The organism is Parageobacillus sp. KH3-4, assembly GCF_022846435.1.
Taxonomy (GTDB): domain Bacteria; phylum Bacillota; class Bacilli; order Bacillales; family Anoxybacillaceae; genus Parageobacillus; species Parageobacillus thermoglucosidasius_A.
In genome coordinates, this window is record NZ_AP025627.1 from 1,661,029 (window position 1) to 1,676,344 (window position 15,316).

General features: G+C 44.0%; 14 protein-coding genes. 11 read left to right on the top strand and 3 right to left on the bottom strand.

The features are described 5' to 3' along the window. Positions 1-2 precede the first annotated feature (2 nt). A complete protein-coding gene (locus tag MWM02_RS08660; RefSeq protein ID WP_064551799.1) occupies positions 3-1,088 on the bottom strand; it encodes an endospore germination permease in 1,086 nt (361 codons plus the stop codon). Positions 1,089-1,358: 270 nt separating this feature from the next. On the opposite strand from MWM02_RS08660, the gene MWM02_RS08665 reads away from it, so the two are divergent. Both MWM02_RS08665 and MWM02_RS08670 read left to right on the top strand, forming a co-directional pair. Further along, positions 1,359-2,294, top strand: a complete 936-nt coding sequence (locus tag MWM02_RS08665; protein WP_064551966.1) for a DMT family transporter — start codon at positions 1,359-1,361, stop codon at positions 2,292-2,294. A gap of 92 nt (positions 2,295-2,386) precedes the next feature. Further along, positions 2,387-2,815 (top strand): hypothetical protein, encoded by a 429-nt coding sequence (locus MWM02_RS08670; RefSeq protein ID WP_244403463.1) that lies wholly within the window; start codon positions 2,387-2,389, stop codon positions 2,813-2,815. A 159-nt stretch (positions 2,816-2,974) separates the two neighbouring features. Here the strand turns inward: MWM02_RS08670 and MWM02_RS08675 are convergent, their stop codons facing one another. After that, a complete protein-coding gene (locus MWM02_RS08675; RefSeq protein WP_064551802.1) occupies positions 2,975-4,231 on the bottom strand; it encodes a sensor histidine kinase in 1,257 nt (418 codons plus the stop codon). 200 nt (positions 4,232-4,431) lie between these two features. Here MWM02_RS08675 and MWM02_RS08680 point away from each other — a divergent pair, with 200 nt between their 5' ends. From MWM02_RS08680 to MWM02_RS08705, 6 genes are all read left to right on the top strand, one after another. Next, positions 4,432-5,109 (top strand): YetF domain-containing protein, encoded by a 678-nt coding sequence (locus tag MWM02_RS08680; RefSeq protein ID WP_064551803.1) that lies wholly within the window; start codon positions 4,432-4,434, stop codon positions 5,107-5,109. A gap of 118 nt (positions 5,110-5,227) precedes the next feature. Further along, positions 5,228-5,644: a GntR family transcriptional regulator gene (locus MWM02_RS08685; protein ID WP_244403464.1), complete on the top strand. Its 417-nt coding sequence runs from the start codon at positions 5,228-5,230 to the stop codon at positions 5,642-5,644. Further along, positions 5,610-6,509, top strand: coding sequence for an ABC transporter ATP-binding protein (locus tag MWM02_RS08690; RefSeq protein ID WP_244403465.1), 900 nt, complete (start codon positions 5,610-5,612; stop codon positions 6,507-6,509). Before MWM02_RS08685 ends, MWM02_RS08690 begins: the two co-directional genes overlap by 35 nt. Then, positions 6,484-8,199 carry a DUF6449 domain-containing protein gene (locus MWM02_RS08695; protein WP_244403466.1) on the top strand — a complete coding sequence of 572 codons (1,716 nt, stop codon included), beginning with the start codon at positions 6,484-6,486 and terminating at the stop codon, positions 8,197-8,199. Before MWM02_RS08690 ends, MWM02_RS08695 begins: the two co-directional genes overlap by 26 nt. A 128-nt stretch (positions 8,200-8,327) precedes the next feature. After that, on the top strand, positions 8,328-8,693 hold the full coding sequence (locus MWM02_RS08700) for an ArsR/SmtB family transcription factor (protein WP_244403467.1): 366 nt from the start codon (positions 8,328-8,330) through the stop codon (positions 8,691-8,693). Then, entirely contained in the window at positions 8,683-10,815 is a 2,133-nt protein-coding gene (locus MWM02_RS08705) for a heavy metal translocating P-type ATPase (protein ID WP_244403468.1), read from the top strand. The genes MWM02_RS08700 and MWM02_RS08705 overlap by 11 nt, the downstream gene beginning before the upstream one ends. Before the next feature lie 35 nt (positions 10,816-10,850). Here the strand turns inward: MWM02_RS08705 and MWM02_RS08710 are convergent, their stop codons facing one another. Next, positions 10,851-11,075, bottom strand: coding sequence for a YczF family membrane protein (locus MWM02_RS08710; RefSeq protein ID WP_064551809.1), 225 nt, complete (start codon positions 11,073-11,075; stop codon positions 10,851-10,853). A 133-nt stretch (positions 11,076-11,208) separates the two neighbouring features. Here MWM02_RS08710 and MWM02_RS08715 point away from each other — a divergent pair, with 133 nt between their 5' ends. The 3 genes from MWM02_RS08715 to MWM02_RS08725 are packed head-to-tail and all read left to right on the top strand — an operon-like array spanning position 11,209 to position 15,169. Then, on the top strand, positions 11,209-12,801 hold the full coding sequence (locus MWM02_RS08715) for a spore germination protein (protein ID WP_244403469.1): 1,593 nt from the start codon (positions 11,209-11,211) through the stop codon (positions 12,799-12,801). Between the two features lie 44 nt (positions 12,802-12,845). Next, the gene (locus tag MWM02_RS08720; protein WP_064551811.1) at positions 12,846-14,054 is read left to right on the top strand and encodes a Ger(x)C family spore germination protein; all 1,209 of its coding nucleotides are present in this window, start codon (positions 12,846-12,848) and stop codon (positions 14,052-14,054) included. A 14-nt stretch (positions 14,055-14,068) separates the two neighbouring features. Next, positions 14,069-15,169, top strand: coding sequence for a GerAB/ArcD/ProY family transporter (locus MWM02_RS08725; protein WP_064551967.1), 1,101 nt, complete (start codon positions 14,069-14,071; stop codon positions 15,167-15,169). Positions 15,170-15,316: the final 147 nt, after the last annotated feature.

Genomic DNA, 15,316 nt, shown 5'->3' on the forward strand with positions numbered 1-15,316 from the left:
GATTATGCTCTCCTCTTTTTGAAATATGTAATGAGCGACAACATCCCAACGAATAAAGAGAGAAAGAAAATGAGCAACAACGAAAACGGTAAAACCAATTGATATAATAAGCTTAAAAATTTATCGTCGCTGATCGGAATCAATGATAATAAGAAAATGGTGATATAAATAATGATTAAAATCCGTAATCGTGCTTTTTTATCCGTTATATGAAATAGCTCTGGTATAAGCGCAGTAGCTAGGGAAATTCGGATAAACGCTCCAGACATCCATTGATAAACAGCAAGAAAATCAAGATATTCAATGTATGTTCCTAAACTGATTAATCGCCATCCTTCAAAGGCAGGATAACGTAAATTCGTTGCTTCTTTCGGCCCAAATTCCATAATCGCGCCAATCGTTGGGCCAATGCTTAAGCTTGCGGCGAGCAAACTGATGATGAACAGCGCTTTAAAAGAAAAGCGGGCTTGAAGATGATGTTGCATGAACAGAATAAGAAAAATTTCCACATATCCGGCACCGGCATAGATCATCCCTTTGAAAACGGGAGCAAAGCCGTTCGCCATGATTGGCTTTAATAAGGAATAATCTTTGTGTGGTATCGTCGCTATCGCAACTAAAATCCCAAAAATAGAAACTAATGGTAAAAGAATGACCGCTGTCTTTGCAATGGATGGTATGCCATAATAGGCGTTATAAAAACACATTACTGTTAAAGTGAACAAAATGGCCCAATCGGGTGTACGCGTTAAGTAAGTAGTAGTAGTAAACGTAACCGTGTCGCTGAGTGTAACATAGCTGATAACCAGTAATAATAGGCTTCCAAGAATGGCCACGAAATATGCAATGGCGCTGTTAAATTCTGTTTTTAACCATAAAAATAAATTCATTTGCTTGGATTGCTTCATGATAAAATACAAGAGCGGAAGCCATAATGGCAATGCGCCAAGGGCTATAATTGCCGAAATCCACGCATCACGACCGGCTGCGTCTAACAGCAGTGGAATTACAATGACATGATTCATTAGCCCGATGGACAACATAAATATACAAATCAATTGAATGATATTTAATGGATTGTTATTCACAACATATCCCTTTCTTTAAGAGAATGGCCAATCTCACCACTATTTTTTCCAAAAGCGGAAATGCCTATTCTTTTTTGCGGCATGCGCAATATGCAAAAATATAGTGTGAAGTTGGCGAGCATCTGATACAATGAAACAAAATGAATAGTTATAGAAAAAATAGCATATTGGAAAATTCGCATTTAAGACGAGAAAAGCGGCTAAATGACCGTGCCTCTTCTTAGGGAGGATGTTTCTTTGATCCCTATGGAAGCCGGAGGATTGTTTCAAATGAAAAAAACATTGTTTGGTTCCTTCTATTTATCACTAGCAGCCAGCATTTGGGGCGGAATGTATGTTGTCAGCAAATATGTCCTTGATTTTGTCCCGCCGTTTACGCTAGTGTGGCTCCGCTATATAACCGCGTTTATTGTTTTATTTGGGATATTGAAATTCCGCCAATATAAAACAAAAATGGGGCTGTCCATTCGAAAACAAGATTATTTTTTGCTAGGATGGATTGGTTTTATTGGTTATTTTGTTTCGATATCATTGCAATTTATCGGAACAAAATTATCCGATGCGCATACAGGGGCGTTAATCACGTCGGCAACGCCGGCGTTTATTGTCTTGTTCGCAAAGTTTGTTTTACATGAGTGGATCACCTTGAGAAAAGCTGTGGCTCTTTTGCTGGCCACCATCGGAGTTGTCATCGTCATCGGTTTGGACAATAACGGTGGGCAATCATTTTGGGGAAATATGATGTTAGTTGGGGCGGCGCTGACATGGGCGCTTTTATCGGTGTACGTGAAAGTGGCATCCGCCCGCTTTTCGGCCTTGGCGATCACCACATATGCCATTTGGTTTGCCTTATTATTCACTACCCCAGTTATGCTTTGGGAACTGCATGAACAGCCTGTTTCTGTTCCTAGCATGAGCGTCGTGTTTGGGATTCTTTATCTTGGGATTATTTCGACAGCGGGGGCGTTTTTTCTGTGGAATAAAGGAATGGAAATGATGGATGCCGGGATTGGCTCGTTGTTTTTCTTTTTTCAACCGCTCGTTGGCGCTGTTTTTGGCTTTTTGTTTTTACATGAACAGATAACAGCTTCGTTTTATTTAGGTGGATTGCTAATTATCATAGGGGTGTTTATTGCCATTCTGTCTCCTATCCATCAACGTCAGTCCAAAGAAGGGGCGAATCATGGTCGATCACTAGTCGAATAAAGGGCTAATGATGGTCATCACCGGCGCAGCGCTTTGGGGATGATCAGGAGCTGCGGCGCAAGTGTTATTTCTGGAAAAGCAAATCACCGCACATGGCTTGTCGTAGTGCGAATGATGATGGCGGGAAGTGTGTTACTATTGTTTGCAGCATGCAAACGGATGGCGATATTTTCGATTTGAATCGGACTGTTGTTTGGGTTTATCGGCATGCTTGGAGTGCAATATATACGTATTTTGCATTGATCGCTACAGGCAATGCCGATGCGGCGGCGTTATTGCAATATTTAGCGCCTGTCTATGCCGGATCGAGCTTACTATCTAGCCTAGAGCCACTATCAGCCGCAATGGTCTCGATCGTTTTTTTACATATTCCGTTTAGTCTATTTCAAGCCATCGGAGCTGTTTGCATGATAGTGACCGTTCTTTTGCCGTCTCCGAAAAAGAGAGCAACTTTTGCAATTGGCATCGATATGTGGATGGGCTTAACTTCTCTTTTGTTTATTGAACAAGTAGGAACATAATTCGGCTTGCATCCAATGACGAGTGTGTGCGAAAGGAGCGATGGTGAAGCGCAAAGACGCGTTGATTGCGGGAGTGGCTTGAGAGAAGACGGAATTATTTTATGCAAATTATATATAAAAATGAAAAGAGGGCATATAAGCCCTCTTTTTCTGCCTGAATTAGTTCGCGGCTTTAGGAAACGTAATCGTTAACGTAGTTCCTTTATTTACTTCACTTTCGATATGCAGCTTCCCCTGCATTGCTTGAATCATCTTGACAGCCACCATTGTGCCAAGACCGGTTCCCTTATCTTTTGTACTAAAGTATGGCTCGCCAAACCGGTTCACTTGTTCCGCTGTCATTCCCACGCCGGTGTCTTTAATCGTAATGATGATATGATTTCCATGCAAGCGGGACGAAATCGTCAACGTCCCTCCATTCGGCATGGCCTCGATGCTGTTTTTGATCAAATTCAAAAAACATTGTTGGAAGTACTGAATGTTTCCAACGATTGCGCCGGGTTGCAGCTTTTTAACGATTTCAATCGAATTCATATGAGCCATTGGCGCTAACATCTGCACTACCTTTTGCAATTCCTCATTGACCATGAGGCGTTCCACTTTATCAGATGTTGGTTTGGCAAACGTCAAATAATCGTTAATAATTGCTTCCGCTCGATTAATTTCGTCTAAAGCAATTTGAATGTATCGGTCTTTTGTATCTTGCGGAAGTGAAGGGGTTTTTAATAATTGAATAAACCCTTTTACAACGGTTAATGGATTGCGAATTTCGTGCGAAATGCTGGCGGCGAGCTGGCTAACCACTTCCATTTTCTCGATTTTTACGAGTTTGGAGCGCATGATAATTGCCTCTTTTAATGTTTCGATAATGTATACGACAAACAGCATCCCAATCGGAGGAAGCAAAATGAAATAAACAATATAAGAATTTGTTACTGGAAAATCAGCGATGATGATGGCAAGAAATGTGACGAGAATCGCCAGAAAAAAAGTCAGCCAGACTGACATCGACAGCTTGTTTGAACGCTTTAATGCATGGAATGTTGGCGAAATGAGAGCAGTGACAATCAACATCGTCATATACACAATCGCTGTAATATACTCAAACCCGTAAATCAGAGAACGAGCAGCCAATAAGATTAGAAGCAAAATAAAGCCAACGATTCCCCCGCCATACAGCGTACCGATCAGAAAAGGAATTTGGCGGAGATCATGGACGCACTGCTCATCAATATAAATAGGAAACTTCATGCATAAAATGATGGGAAACCCCATGCAAGCAGTAAGTAGAGCGTTTCTGTATAATATCCGCTTTTTAAATATCTCGCCGTGGTCATAAATAAAGTAAAAAACAAATACGCTTACCAAAATATAAAACAAATTGTTTAATACGTGCTGGTTTACATAAGCACCCATACAATATCTCCTATCTTTGAAAACTCCACATTATATTATACGGCAAGAATGGATCGAAAAAATAGTTTTTTATCGTTGAGAAAGAGTTGCGTCCGCCCGATCATTTTTAGTTTCTGGCGGAAAAACTTGGACATGACATAATTTAGCACATTGGCGTTCATAATGAAACTAACGAATCGCAATCAGGATGGTGACAATGGATGAAATGGATGCATTTAACAGTGGAGCTTGTGACAGGATTTATACTTTTATTTCTCGTTGTAAAAGTGGCCGGTAAAAAACTGATCCATCAAATAAGCCCATTTACGTTTATTTCAGCGCTTGTATTAGGAGAATTGTTAGGAAACGCTCTATATGATAACCATATCCATCTGTGGTATATCATCTATTCAATATCATTATGGGGAGCGCTATTGTTGCTTGTCGAATACATGAGTCAAAAATGGCTCTCGTTTCGGCGCATTAGCGAAGGGAAGCCAACGGTATTAATCCGCAATGGAATCATTGATTATAAAGCATTGCAGAAAAACCGGATGACGCTCAATCAGCTGCAAAGTTTGCTGCGGCAAAACGAAACATTTTCGCTGCGAGAGGTCGCATTTTGCTATTTAGAGGCAAACGGAACGATCAGCGTCTTGAAGAAAGCAAAATATCAAAAAACGATACGGGAAGATTTTCAATTGCCCCCGCATCCTATTCATGTTCCGATTACGCTTATCCGCGATGGAGAGCTGCTTCGAGATGAATTGCAGGAACTTGGCAGAGATGAACAATGGCTAAATGAGCAATTGCGTGCCCATGGCGTGTCATCGTATCAGGACGTCTTCATTGCCGAATGGCTGGAAGGCGACGGTTTGTTTGTGCAGACGTATTCGTGACGCAAGGAATAGAATGCCTTGCGTTGCATTTTTTATAAAAAGCACTTGCTGTCTATCTGTTATAAGTGTATTATTATTAATAGTACGGTTGGTACAGATAATGAAAGGAGGAGGGGGTATGTTTGAGCTAGATGTCCGCAGCCGCCAGCCGATTTACGAGCAGCTCGTTGAAAAAATGAAAGAAATGATCATCCGCGAAATATGGAAGCCCAATGAGCAGCTGCCATCGGTGCGCATGCTTGCCAAACAGTTGACGATCAACCCGAACACGATTCAAAAAGCGTATCGGGAATTAGAACATCAAGGGTTTATTTATTCGATTCCGGGAAAGGGAAACTTTGTTTCTCCGCAGCCGAAAACAGCAAGCCAAGAAAAAATCAAAGCTATTCGTCGCGATATCATCCGTCTGGCTGCCGAAGCGCTTTTTTTAGGGGTGGCAAAAGAAGAAGTGCTACAATGGATCGAACAAGCGGAACAAGGGGAGAGAGGAGGAAAAACAGATGATTTATTTGACGAACGTTACAAAAATGTTTGACCGTTTTCAAGCGATTCGCGGAGTGAATATGACGGTGCAAAAAGGAAGAATTTACGGACTGCTTGGTTCCAATGGCGCCGGGAAAACGACATTGCTAAAGATGATGGCTGGGATTATCCGTCCCGATCACGGCACGGTGCTCATTGACAGGGAAGAGGTATGGGAAAATCCAGAAATAAAACAGCGAATCTTGTTTTTGCCGGATCACGTATACTTTTTCCCGCACACGACAATCGAGCAAATGGCTGCGTTTTACGAAAGCGTCTATCCATCTTTTCAGTGGGAGCGGTTTACGAGATTGCAAGAACTATTTTTGCTTGACCCACGCAAAAAAATTCATCAGTTTTCGAAAGGAATGCAGCGCCAGGCCGCGTTTTGGCTCGCCTTTTCAACGATGCCGGATGTGCTCATCATGGATGAGCCGCTTGATGGACTCGATGCCGTCGTTAGGCAAAAAATAAAAAATATTATCGTTCAAGAAGTCGCCGAGCGGGAAATGACAGTGGTCATTTCTTCGCATAATCTGCGGGAGATGGAAGATCTTTGCGACTGTATCGGCATTTTGCATGGCGGTGAAATGCTGTTTGAAAAAGAGCTCGATGAAATGAAAACTGATATCCATAAAATTCAAGTCGCTTTTCGCAATGGAATTCCAAAACAATTTGCTGAGCAATTTAATATCGTTTACAAAGAGGAGCGCGGCAGCGTCCTGCTTCTTATTGTGCGCGGCGAAAAGCAAGAAATCATTTCCTATATTCAGCCGTTTCAGCCGCTTATTTTTGATATTTTGCCGCTTACGCTCGAAGAAATTTTCATTTACGAAATGGGGGATGTCGGCTATGCCATCGAAAATATTATCGTTTAATCGCGGGCTTTTTGCGCAAAATCTTCGCAGCGTCGGCTGGATTGGCATCGTGCATTTCTTGCTGTGGTTTGCCGCCATTCCGCTGCAATTATTGATGGCTTACTCCCAGCAGAAAGACAGCGGGCATTATCCGGAATGGGAAAGCTTATACAGCATTTCCGCATCATTTCAAACGATGATTGTCTTTACGTTGCCAGTGTTATTAGCTGTGCTATTATTTCGTTATATGCAAGGTAAACAATCGTCTGATTTTATGCATAGTTTGCCTGTCCAGCGGGCGGAACTGTTTTGCCAGCAGGCCATGTTTGGAGTGCTGCTCGTTGTCATTCCAATCGTGCTTATTTCATTGCTTGCCATCGTTTGTCGCTACGGATTAAGCCTTTCCGTGCCGCTGACGATCGGTGACATCATCCGCTGGATGTGGGAAACGGCTATCATGGAATTGTTTGTTTTTGCCGCTGGCGTGTTTGTCGGCATGATGACAGGCATGTCGACGCTGCAAGTCGTATTTACGTATATTTTGTTTTTATTCCCGGCAGGCATCACGGTTTTGTTATTGGCCAATACCTCGTTTTTATTGGTTGGTTTCTCGGCCGATTATTATTTGTCAAAAAATTTAGAGAAAATTGTACCGTTTTACCGCTATTTAAATCTCGAAACAAAATTATTGACGACGGGCGAATCGCTTGTATATCTGCTTTTGATCATTTTGTTCCTTATTTTCGCGATTTGGCTGTACCAAAAACGGCATAGCGAAGCGGCGACGCAGGCGCTGGCGTTTCCGGCGCTCCGCCCGATTTTTAAGTACGGCGTCGCCTTTTGTACCATGCTTCTTGGCGGTTTTTATTTCGGCGTTACGCAAAATCAGTTTGCTTGGATTTTGTTCGGATACATCACATCCTCATTGTTTGGCTTTTTTATTGCTGAAATGGTTATTGAAAAAACGTGGCGCGTTTTTTATAAATGGAAAGGATATGTTTATTTTGCCGCTGCGATGGTGGCCATTGGCTTTTTGCTTCATCTTGATATAACTGGATATGAAAAACGGCTGCCAGCGCTAAAGGATATCCGCCAAGTCTATTTTGGCAGTTCTGTCTATGATTTTGTCAACAATGACAAACGTCCGTATGTGCCGTTTGAGCAAGAAAACCAGTTTTTAAAAGAAAAAGAAAACATTCGTGCCGTCTACGCATTTCACCGACAGTTAGCCAAAGATCAGCCAAGACCGTCTCGGTTTACAGATCAGAGACAAGTGGTGATCGGCTATGTGCTAAAGGATGGCAAGCGGATGATCCGCCAGTATAGTGTGCCTAGCAAATCGTATTTTTCCTATTATAAACCGATTTTAGAATCGAAAGAATATAAGAAAAATTATTATTTCTTGCTGCGCGATCAAGGATATTCGCCGATTCGCCAAATCACCTTCCGCCATCCAGAGACAGACGAGAGAACATTGACGATCATCGAGCCGCAGCAAATTGATTCGTTTGTGGAAGCGTTAAAAGCAGACTTACTGGAAGAGCCGGCAAGCGTGATGCTGGATGCCGGAAAAGCATGGAAGGGGGATATTGAATTTTTGCAAAGCGATGGCGATACCTTTTTGCTGTCGTGGAAAAAAACATATACGCATGTCGAAAAGTGGCTCAACGATCATCATCTTCTCGAAAAAGCCCGCGAGGATGTGGAATGATAGAAGGGAATCGCAATGATTCCCTTTTTTGATTGAAAAATATTCAAATGGTTGTTTGAATAAATTGACACATTTATTTAGGAAGGAATATACTATATTCAAACGAATATTTGAATGAAGGTGGCAAAATGGCGAACGATGTATGTGAAGTATTTTCTATTAACGCGGAAAAGGTCGGCGCTGCCCGGCAGCGCATCAATGAAATCAGCGGGGTGGAACAGCTGTTTAAAGCGCTCGCCGATGCGACGCGCTTAAAAATCACGTATGCGTTAATGCTTGAAAAAGAGCTATGCGTCTGCGATGTGGCGACGATTATCGGCTGCACGGTCGCGACCGCTTCCCACCATTTGCGGCTTTTGCGCGATATGGGCATCGCCAAGCGCCGCAAAGAAGGAAAACTCGTGTTTTACTCGTTGAAAGACGATCATGTCGAACAGCTTGTAGCCCTAGCGCTTGTCCACAGCAAAGAGGGGGAAGAAAACGATGGAAAATAAACAAGTGTACCGTCTGCAAGGCCTTTCTTGCGCCAACTGCGCAGCAACGTTTGAGAAAAATGTGAAGGCGATTGCGACGGTCAAAGACGCCGAAGTCAATTTTGGCGCGGCGAAACTGACGGTCATCGGCGAAGCGTCGATCGAAGAACTCGAAAAAGCGGGAGCGTTTGACGGAATTACCGTCATTCCGGAAACGGAGCGGAAAGAACAAAAGGAAGAGCCGTTTTGGAAAAAGAAAACAAACGTGACCGCGCTGATATCGGCTTTATTTCTTTTTGCCGGCTACATGTCTGCTTATGCGATTGGGGAACGGCATACCGTGACCATTTTATTATTTGCGGCGAGTACGATCATTGGCGGTTACCGCTTATTGAAAACAGGGATTATGCACCTAGTGCGTTTTCAATTTGATATGAACACTTTAATGACGATTGCTGTCATTGGGGCGGCGTGCATCGGAGAATGGAAAGAAGGGGCGGTTGTCGTCTTCCTGTTTGCGATTAGCGAAGCGCTCGAGCGCTATTCGATGGATACGGCGCGCCGTTCGCTTCAGCGGCTCATTGATGTCGCTCCGAAAAAGGCGACTGTGCTTCGGGGCGGCAAAGAGTATGAAGTAGATGTGGAAGATGTCGTTGTCGGCGATACGATTCTTGTGAAACCGGGGCAAAAAATCGCGATGGACGGCGTCGTGCTTCACGGCGAATCGTCAGTAAACGAAGCGGCGATTACCGGCGAATCGATGCCGGTCGCAAAAACCGCCGGCGATGAAGTATATGCGGGAACAATGAACGGAGAAGGCGCCCTTGAAGTACGGGTGACAAAGCGCGTGGAAGACACAACGATTGCGAAAATCATTCATCTTGTCGAAGAAGCGCAGGCCGAGCGGGCGCCAACCCAGCAATTTGTCGACCGCTTCGCCCGCTATTATACGCCGGCGATTATGCTGATCGCATTGTTTGTCGCCACCGTACCGCCGCTATGGCTTGGCGGAGAATGGATGACTTGGGTTTACCGCGGCTTAACGGTGCTTGTCGTCGGTTGCCCGTGCGCGCTTGTCATTAGCACGCCAGTAGCGATCGTGACTGCCATCGGACAAGCGGCGCGGCAAGGGGTGCTGATTAAAGGCGGGGCGTATTTAGAAGAAATCGGAAAGATCTCGGCGATTGCGTTTGATAAAACAGGAACGTTAACGACAGGAACGCCGGAAGTAACGGATATTCATTCATTTAGCGACTTGGATGGCAAGGAAATGTTGAAAATCGCTGCAGCCATTGAAAAACAGTCGGAGCATCCGCTTGCTTCCGCCATTTTGCGCAAGGCAGAAGCATTACAAATATCATTAGACGATTTGCAGGTAAGCGAGTTTCGCGCAATGGCTGGCAAAGGCGCGGCAGCCCGTGTGAATGGAACGATGTATTATATTGGAAAACCGTCCTTGTTTTCCAGCGCGTTGTCTATAAGTGAAAAGATGCGCGCGCAAATCATGTGTGCACAAAAGCAAGGAAAAACGGTTATGCTGCTTGGAGATGAAACAAAGGTGCTTGGCATGATTGCCGTTTCCGATCAACTGCGTGAAAATGCCGCTTTTGTGCTCGAAACATTGCGCAATCTAGGAATCTCGCAAACGATCATGTTAACCGGCGACCATGAAGCGACAGCGCAGGCTATTGCGTCTTCCCTTCCGCTTACCGATATTCGCGCTGAACTGCTTCCAGAAGAAAAATGGACGGCGATTCAGATGCTGCAGCGGCAATCCGGACGCATCGCAATGGTCGGCGATGGCGTCAACGACGCTCCCGCGCTCGCTGCGGCAAACGTTGGCATTGCAATGGGGAATATTGGAACGGATGTGGCATTAGAAACAGCGGATGTTGTCTTGATGGGCGATGATCTTGGAAAACTTCCGTATGTCATTCGGTTAGGCAGAAAAGCGATGCGCATTATCCAACAAAACATCGCGATCGCTTTTTTGTTAAAAGTATTGGCGCTCATTCTAATTGTTCCAGGCTGGCTTACATTATGGATGGCCATTTTTGCGGATATGGGAGCGACGTTGCTCGTATTGCTTAATTCGCTGCGGTTGCTTCGCCTTGACGGGGTCAGTAAAAGTAAAAAGTGGTAATGCAAAAAGGTTTCTTGCCTTAGCAAGAAACCTTTTTATATTTTTTTCTGTTTTTGAAAAAATAGCGCCGCTAACAGATCGACCACCCATAGCAATAAAAATAAAAATAGAATAAACATCTCTGGCGCTTCCATGACACGAAACGGGTTAAAGACGTTTTGCGCCGATTGACGCAACGTTAAACCAATTAATATATCCATTCCGATGGCAATGATGATTAAAGCGCTGCCAATAAATAGCGAAATCCCCAATAGCTTCATGAAATTCCCCCACTGTCGTTTTTTCTTTAGTTTTCGTTTTCTGCAATGAAATCATTCTTTGGTCGTATATTAGGACGATTCGTTGTCTATAATGCAAGTGAACGAGTTAACGAGCTAGAGAGAGGCGAAAACGATGCTGTTTCAGTGGGGATTGCAAAAAAAGCAAAAAGAAAAAAAAGGAAACAAAGAATCGACAATCCAACAAGAATGTGACCAAAGCGGTCAAGCGCAAGATGTTCCGCGTGAGCCGATTCATTCGCTGCTTGATGTGAATCTCGACATCATTCGCCATACGACCGGGGGCAGTTCCGATATTGTCATTCGCCGTTTTACGATTGGACAAGAACGGTCGATTCGCGCCGCCCTCATTTTTATCGATGGGCTTGTCGATGAAAAAAATGTGTACCAATTTTTGCTTGAACCGCTGATGGCTGCAACGTTCCCCATTTCCTTATCTCCGAAAGACACGTTTTTCTTTGTGGAGAAAAAACTGGCTGCTGTTGGTGGAATTAAACGTATTTCTCATTGGTTTGATTTATTTCTAGCACTTACGTCTGGAGAAACGATCATTCTCCTTGACGGGATACCATCCGCTTTAAGTGCAAGCACAAAAGGCGGAGAAACTCGAACGATTCAAGAACCGCAAACGCAGCTGGCGATTCGCGGCCCGCGGGATGGCTTTACCGAATCGCTGCGCATGAATACCGCTCTTATTCGCCGCCGCATTAAAAATCCGAATCTTTGGCTGGAAACGCTGAAAGTTGGCGAAGTGACGCAAACGGACGTTGCCATTATGTATGTGAAGGGAATTGCCAACGATGACATCGTCGAGGAAGTCAAAAAGCGGCTTCGCCGCATTCGGATTGACAGTGTCCTTGAATCAGGAGATGTCGAACAATTAATCGAAGATCAAACATTTACGACTTTCCCAACGATGTACCATACAGAGCGGCCAGATGTGGTGGCGGCGAACCTTTTGGAAGGGAGAATAGCGATATTTGTCGAAGGAACTCCGTTTGTGCTTGTTGCGCCCGCTTTGTTCATTCAATTTTTCCAAGCGGTTGAAGATTATTACGCCCGCTTTGATATTGCGACAGCACTGCGGTTTTTGCGTGTTCTCATTTTCTTTCTTTCCCTTGTTGCCCCGGCAATTTATATTGCGGCAACGACGTTTCATCAAGAAATGATCCCAACGCAACTTGTCATTGCGATTGCTGCCCAACGAGAGGCGGTTCCGTTTCCGGCGTTTGTGGAAGCGTTAGTAATGGAAGTAGTTTTTGAAATTTTGCGGGAAGCGGGGGTGCGCTTGCCGCGCGCCGTTGGCCAAGCCGTTTCGATTGTCGGGGCGCTTGTGATTGGACAGGCAGCGGTAGAGGCCGGGTTTGTTTCATCGGCGATGGTGATTGTCGTTTCCATTACGGCAATTGCCAGCTTTGCGACGCCGTCGTTTGCGATTGCGATTTCCGCACGCCTTATCCGTTTTGCGCTTATGTTTCTCGCCGCTATGTTTGGGTTTTACGGCATTATCATCGGAATTTTAGTGATGACGATTCATTTGTGCAGCCTGCGCTCCTTTGGCGTTCCGTATATGTCGCCACTTGCTCCGTTTATTCCATCCAACATGGGTGATACGCTTTTTCGCGTGCCGACATGGGTATTTAAAGAGCGACCTCGTTTAATCAGCCAAAAAAATATTGTGCGTCAAGGACGACATCAACAACCGTAGCCTTCTTTTGCGAATCGTCAGAAGGAAAACGAGGGAGAGCAATCATGAAACGAAAAATGGCAATCATTCTTTCACTTTTGTTATATGCAACTATCCTTTCCGGATGTTGGAGTAAAAAAGAGCTGACCGATTTGGCATTTGTCATCGCGGTCGGGATTGATAAAACAAAGGATGGAAAATATATGATGATTTTTCAAGTCGTCAACCCCGGAAACGTCGCCGGTGCGACACAGCGAGGCGGAGGTAGCGGCGGGGTGCCGGTTTCCATCTATAAAGCGACAGGAGATAACATCGTCGAAGCGAGCCGGAAAGCGTCTAAAAAGCTATCACGGCTTATATACTACGCGCATACAAACTTAGTTGTTATTAGCGAAGAAATTGCGAAAGAAGGAATCGACGGGCTGTTGGATGCACTCGAAAGAAATAGTCAGTTTCGCACGACCGCGATGGTTGTGATCGCCCGCCATCATTCCGCAGAAGATGTTCTGAAAATATTAACGCCTATTGATAAAATTTCAGCAAATCAAATTATAAAAACATTGCAGTTTTCGGAAAAAGTGTGGGGACAAACGATGAATGTCCATGTAGGGGATGTCATTTATGATCTTGATTCCACAGGAAAAGCGCCAGTCATTAGCGGTGTGGAGATTGTCGGAGGAGTGAAGAAGGGAAAACGGCAGGCGAACGTGCAAGCTTCCGAGCCTGATACACGATTAAATATTAATGGTATCGCTATGTTTAAGAATGGCAAATTGGTTGGATGGGTTTTTGGCGAGACAGCGCGCGGAGTGTCATGGGTGATGGATAAAATTGAACAGACGAGCATTACGGTCGAATGGAAACGAAAAAAAGAAGCAGTATCCTATAAAGTCGTTCGGGCGAAAACGAGTGTGGCGGCGCATATGAAAAACGGGAAACCGTCGATTTCGATTCGCATTAAGGCAGAGGGAGATATCGGCGAATCGCTTGTACCAGTTGACTTTACAAATCCGATGCAAATTTTTGCGCTAGAAAAAAAGATTGAACAAACGATAAAAAGTGAAGTCGTTCACGCGGTGGAAAAAGCGAAAAAAGAAAAAACGGATATTTTCGGGTTTGGAAATGCTGTCTACCGTTCGTATCCGCGTGAATGGAAAAAGATGAAACGCGCTTGGGACGAAAGCATTTTCCCACAATTAGAAGTGAATGTGACGGTAGATGCGTTTATTCGCCGGACGGGATTGCGTACTAAACCGTACATATTTGGAGAATAAGGACGGTGAAAGGAATGGAACCGGTGAAAATAAACGCACGGCAATTGTTTGTGTTAATTGTCTTGTTTGAACACGGAAGCGCTATTGTCATTCCGCTTGGCGTAGGGGCAAAACAGGATGTTTGGCTTGCGATTTTATTAGGTTTAATATTCGGTTTATTATTGTTTTTTGTCTATTATCATCTCTATCGCTACTATCCGGATGCTCCATTGACTGCGTATGCGCAATACATTGCCGGGCCTTGGATCGGCAATGTGTTGGCGTTTATATATATTGTCTATTTTCTTTATATCGCTTCCCGCGTGCTCCGAGATTTTGGCGAGCTGTTGCTAACCTTTGCCTATCCAGAAACACCGCTCTTTATTTTAAACGCGATTATGATGTTGGCGGTGATGTATGGCGTATACAAAGGGATCGAGGTGGTTGCGCGGACGGGGGAGTTGTTTCTTACCTTTCTTTATCTTCTTGCCGTATCTGGGTTTATCTTGATCATTTCCACAGGGTTAGTGGATATTCATCGGCTGCAACCAGTTTTGGAAGAAGGATGGAAAAGAGTGTGGAAAGTCGTATTTACGGAAACGCTTTATGTTCCCTTTGGGGAAATGATTGTTTTTACGATGTTATTTCCATATATGAATAACCCGAAAAAAATGAGACAAGTCGCGATTGCAGGTATGGCGTTAAGCGGCATTAATTTAGCGATTATTATGACGATCAACGTTGCTGTACTCGGAGCGGATATTGCTGTTCGTTCCACGTTTCCGCTTTTAGATACGATACGGAAAATTCAAGTTGCTAATTTTTTGGAACGTCTTGACATATTTTTTATGATTGCCCTTATTATTGGCGGATTTTTTAAAGTATCGGTATTTTTTTACGCGGCGGTCATCGGGACAGCGGACTTATTTCGCGTGCAAAATCATCAGCGCCTCGTATACCCGCTCGGGGTGATGGTTTTGCTGTTGTCTATTGCCATTGCGAGCAACTATCCAGAACATATTAGAGAAGGGTTGAAAATTGTCACCATCTATATGCATGTACCGTTGCAAATTGTCATCCCGCTATGCTTGCTTATCGTTGCAGTCATTCGTCGCCGCATTTTCAAACAACAATAAAAACACATTCTTTTTTATAAAAAGCAGGAAAAAAAGAACGATAAGCGAAGTAAATAAAAAAGAAAACTTTTTATATTTGAAATTTGAAAAATTGGTCTCCTTATTTTAAAGGCGACCTTTTGTCATGAAGCGGAATGCGGTGTATGT